This window comes from Streptomyces sparsus (assembly GCF_054776295.1).
Genome location: NZ_BAAHCA010000457.1, coordinates 1 through 3,899, shown reverse-complemented (window position 1 = coordinate 3,899; position 3,899 = coordinate 1). Strand labels below are relative to the sequence as shown.

Here is a 3,899-nt window from a genome sequence, read left to right as displayed (position 1 = left end):
GACCGGCCGCTGGCGGTGCCCGAGGCGTCCCTCATCGCGGGCCGCACCATGGGTCTCCAGGCGGCCGTGCTGGAGGCGGCCAAGTGGCTGGCGGGGGTGCGGCACGCCGGGCAGGACGCGGTGTGCACGCTGGACACCATCGCCTTCCGGGCCGTGCACCACCAGGTGATCCGCCGCCCGCAGTGCGCGGAGTGCGGGGATCCGGGGCTGGTCGCCGCACAGGGCTGGCGCCCGGTGACACCCGCCTCGCGGCCCAAGCCCGACCAGGGCGACGGGCACCACCGGGCGGTGCCGCCGGCGAGCATGCTGGAACGCCACCGGCACCTGGTGAGTTCGGTGACGGGCGTCGTCACCGAGCTGCGACGGTCCCCGCACGCCCCGGAGGGCATCAACGCCTATGTCTCGGGCCGCAACCTGGCGTTGTCCGGGCACAGCCTGGCCGGAGTGCGCAGCGGGCTGCGGACCATGAGCGGCGGCAAGGGCACCACCGCGCTGGAGGCCGAGGTGGGGGCGCTGTGCGAGGCGGTCGAACGCTACTGCGCCACCCGGCAGGGTGACGAGCCGACCGTGTGGGACAGCCTGCGCGGCCTGGGCGAGAACGCGATCCATCCCAACGCCTGCCAGCTCTTCGACGACCGCCAGTTCCGCGACCGGGACCGCTGGAACGCGGGCCGCTCGGCGTTCCAGCAGGTCTGCCCGAGGTTCGAACCCGACCGCGTCACCGAGTGGACACCCGTGTGGTCGCTCAGCCGGGGCGCACACCGGATGCTGCCCACCTCGATGCTCTACTACGTGCGGGAGCCCGACTTCTCGCACGTCGGTCTGCCGTGGGCGGACTCCAACGGCAACGCCGCCGGCAGCAGCGTGGAGGACGCCGTGGTGCACGGCTTCCTCGAACTCGTGGAACGGGACGCGGTCGCCCTGTGGTGGTACAACCGCACCCGGCACCCGGCGGTGGACCTGGACGCGTTCGACGAGCCCTGGCTGGCCGCGCTCCGGCGCACCCACGCCGCACTGGGACGCAGTGTGTGGGCACTGGACCTCACCAGCGACCTGGGCGTTCCGGTGGTCGCCGCGGTGTCGCACCGGGCGGGCGCGCCGGCCGAGGAGATCGCCTTCGGCTTCGGCGCGCACTTCGACCCGCGTACCGCCCTGCGCCGGGCCCTCACCGAGATGGGACAGCTGCTGCCGCCGGGCGCCGATCCGTCCGCCGCGCCCTCCCAGACGCGCGAGACACTGGACGCCGACCCCGAACTGACCGACTGGTGGCAGCACGGAACGGTGCGGAATCAGCCGTACCTGCTGCCCGATCCCGGCGAGAGCCCGCGCACGCCCGGCGATTTCGCCTTCACCGCCGCCACCGATTTCCGGCAGGAGACGGACGCGGCCGAACGCCTCGTGGGAGCGGCGGGAATGGAGTTGCTGGTGCTCGACCAGTCCCGACCTGACGTGGGGATTCCCGTCGTCAAGGTGCTCGTACCCGGACTGCGCCACTTCTGGGCGCGATTCGCACCGGGAAGGCTGTTCGACGTGCCGGTGCAAACAGGACTGCTGGCCCGGCCCACCGCCTACGAGTCGTTGAATCCGATACCACTGTTCGTCTAAGCCGGACGCCGGAACGCCTCCTGCTGTGGCCGCGCCCGGAGCTGACGCATAATATGCGTCAACCTGACGGCCCGGCGGGGAGGCGTTCCATGACCGGAACATTCCGGAACACTGAGAACGAGTTAGCGCCTCATGACCCACACACCGTGACAGCGCGCCCTTCCTTCCGCCCGGCCGACGGGCGCGAGCCCCCGGACGTCCTGGGCCCCGAGGCCTGGCCGGCCGTGCCCGCGCCGCGTCTGGCGCGGACCATCATCGTGGCGGTACTGGTCGGCTACGCGCTCATGACCGTGCTCAACCTGCTCTGGCAGGAACCCTCCGGTCCCCGGCTCGCCACCGGACTGCTGTGCGTGGCAGCGGTGTTCGCCCTGCAGTACGCGCACTGCTCACAGTGGGCCAGGCACTGGGCGACGCGCAGGAAGGCCGTCACCCTCACCGTCCAGGCGGCCTTCACCTATCTGCCGTTCCTCTGGTTCGGCGGCGCCTGGGGGAGCATGGCCGGCCCGCTCGCCGGCTCGTTCCTGCTGATGCTCGCCGGACGCACCGCCTGGGCCCTGTACGGGGCGTCGGTCGCCGCGATCCTCGCCTTCGCCGTGGTGCACGAGGGCAACTGGAACTCCGTCGCCTACCTGACCATCGCCAGTGCGCTGACCGGACTTGTCATCTTCGGCGTGACCCGCCTGGCGGACCTCGTCCAGGAGATCCACTCCACCCGCAGCGAGTTGGCCCGCATGGCCGTCGGACAGGAACGCCTCCGCTTCGCCCGTGACCTGCACGACCTGCTCGGCTACAGTCTCTCCGCCATCACTCTGAAGACCGAGCTGGTGCACCGCCTCATCGCCGCACACCCCCAGCGGGCCCGGGACGAAGTGGCCTCGGTGCTGGAGGTGTCGCGGCAGGCGCTGGCCGACGTACGACTGGTCGCCAGCGGCTATCGTGACATGTCCCTGGCAGACGAGGCGGCCTCCGCCGCGCAGATCATGTCGGCCACCGACGTGCACGCCGAGGTCGACGTGGCCTGCGGGCCGCTGCACCACACGGTGGACACCGCGCTCGCGACGGCACTGCGGGAGGGCGTGACGAATATCCTGAGGCACAGCAAGGTCCAGACCTGTTCGGTCACCGCGGCGGTGGAGGGAGAAACGGTGCGCCTCGTCCTGGTGAACGACGGAGTCACCGCCCCCACACCGGTCCGCACCGCACACAGCGGCAGCGGACTGGGCAACCTCCAGAGCCGCCTGGCCGCCATCGGCGGCCGGATCTCCGCGGGAGTGCGGGAGGACGGGCGCTTCGAACTGCTCGCCGAAGCCCCCACCGCCCCCACGGTCGGCGCGCCGCCTTCGGCGCGCCTGGAACGCTCCGGCACCTGACAGCGCCTGAGCACGCGTATGCAAACCGGGGGAAGCATTGTTGTCCGTGAAGATCCTGCTGGCCGAAGACGTGCACATGATCCGGGGCGCGCTCATCGCCCTGCTGGAACTGGAGCCGGACCTGGAAGTGGTGGCCTCCGTCGACCGGGGTGACCTGATCGTCAAGGCGGCGCTGGAGGCCCGGCCGGACGTGGCCGTCATCGACATCGACCTGCCCGGCATCGACGGACTCACCGCCGCCGCCGAACTGCGCCTCCAACTGCCCAGCTGCCGGACCCTGATCCTCACCAGCCTCGGCCGGCCCGGCACCCTGCGCCGCGCGATGGCAGCGCAGGTGTCGGGCTTCCTGCTGAAGGACGCCCCACCGGACCGGCTGGCCCAGTCGGTCCGGGCGATCGCCGCCGGGCAACGGGTCGTCGACGCCCAACTGGCGCTGTCCGCCTGGGAGGCGCCGGAGTCGCCGCTGTCCCGGCGGGAGACCGAGGTGCTACGGCTCGCGGCCCGCGGCACCGACGCCGCCGAGTTCGCCGGCTGCCTCTACCTGACCAAGGGAACCGTCCGGAACTACCTCACCGCCATCGTCACCAAGCTCAACGCCCGCAACCGCGTGGACGCCATCCGCATCGCCGAGGAGGCCGGCTGGATCCCCTGACCCGACGGGAGCACCAGACGGTTCCGGGGGCCCGGGGGCACCGCGGGTGCCGCTGGCCCCGGGGGGCTCAGGGGTCCCGTTGGTCCCGGGGGTCCCGGGGGTCCCGGGCGTCCCGTTGGCCCCGGCGGTCCCGGGGGTTCGCGCGGTCTTGTCGGCGGGCGGGGTGGACGGAACGGTTCCGCTCAGCAGAATCGTTTCGCCAGACGGGCCGGGGTCGGCGGGCGGAATCTCGGCGGGTCCGGCGGGCGGGGCGTCGGCGGGCGAGGCGGGTT

3 protein-coding genes are annotated in these 3,899 nt (G+C 72.3%); all 3 read left to right on the top strand.

Annotated elements, in window-relative coordinates:
• Nucleotides 1-1,605: TOMM precursor leader peptide-binding protein (locus ACYVE9_RS18425; RefSeq protein WP_461028981.1), on the top strand; the 1,605-nt coding region annotated here is incomplete at its 5' end.
• Between the two features lie 146 nt (nucleotides 1,606-1,751).
• A complete protein-coding gene (locus ACYVE9_RS18420; protein ID WP_461028980.1) occupies nucleotides 1,752-2,975 on the top strand; it encodes a sensor histidine kinase in 1,224 nt (407 codons plus the stop codon).
• A gap of 40 nt (nucleotides 2,976-3,015) precedes the next feature.
• Complete coding sequence (locus ACYVE9_RS18415; RefSeq protein ID WP_461028979.1) at nucleotides 3,016-3,627, top strand: response regulator transcription factor; 612 nt, start codon at nucleotides 3,016-3,018, stop codon at nucleotides 3,625-3,627.
• The last annotated feature ends 272 nt before the right edge of the window (nucleotides 3,628-3,899 follow it).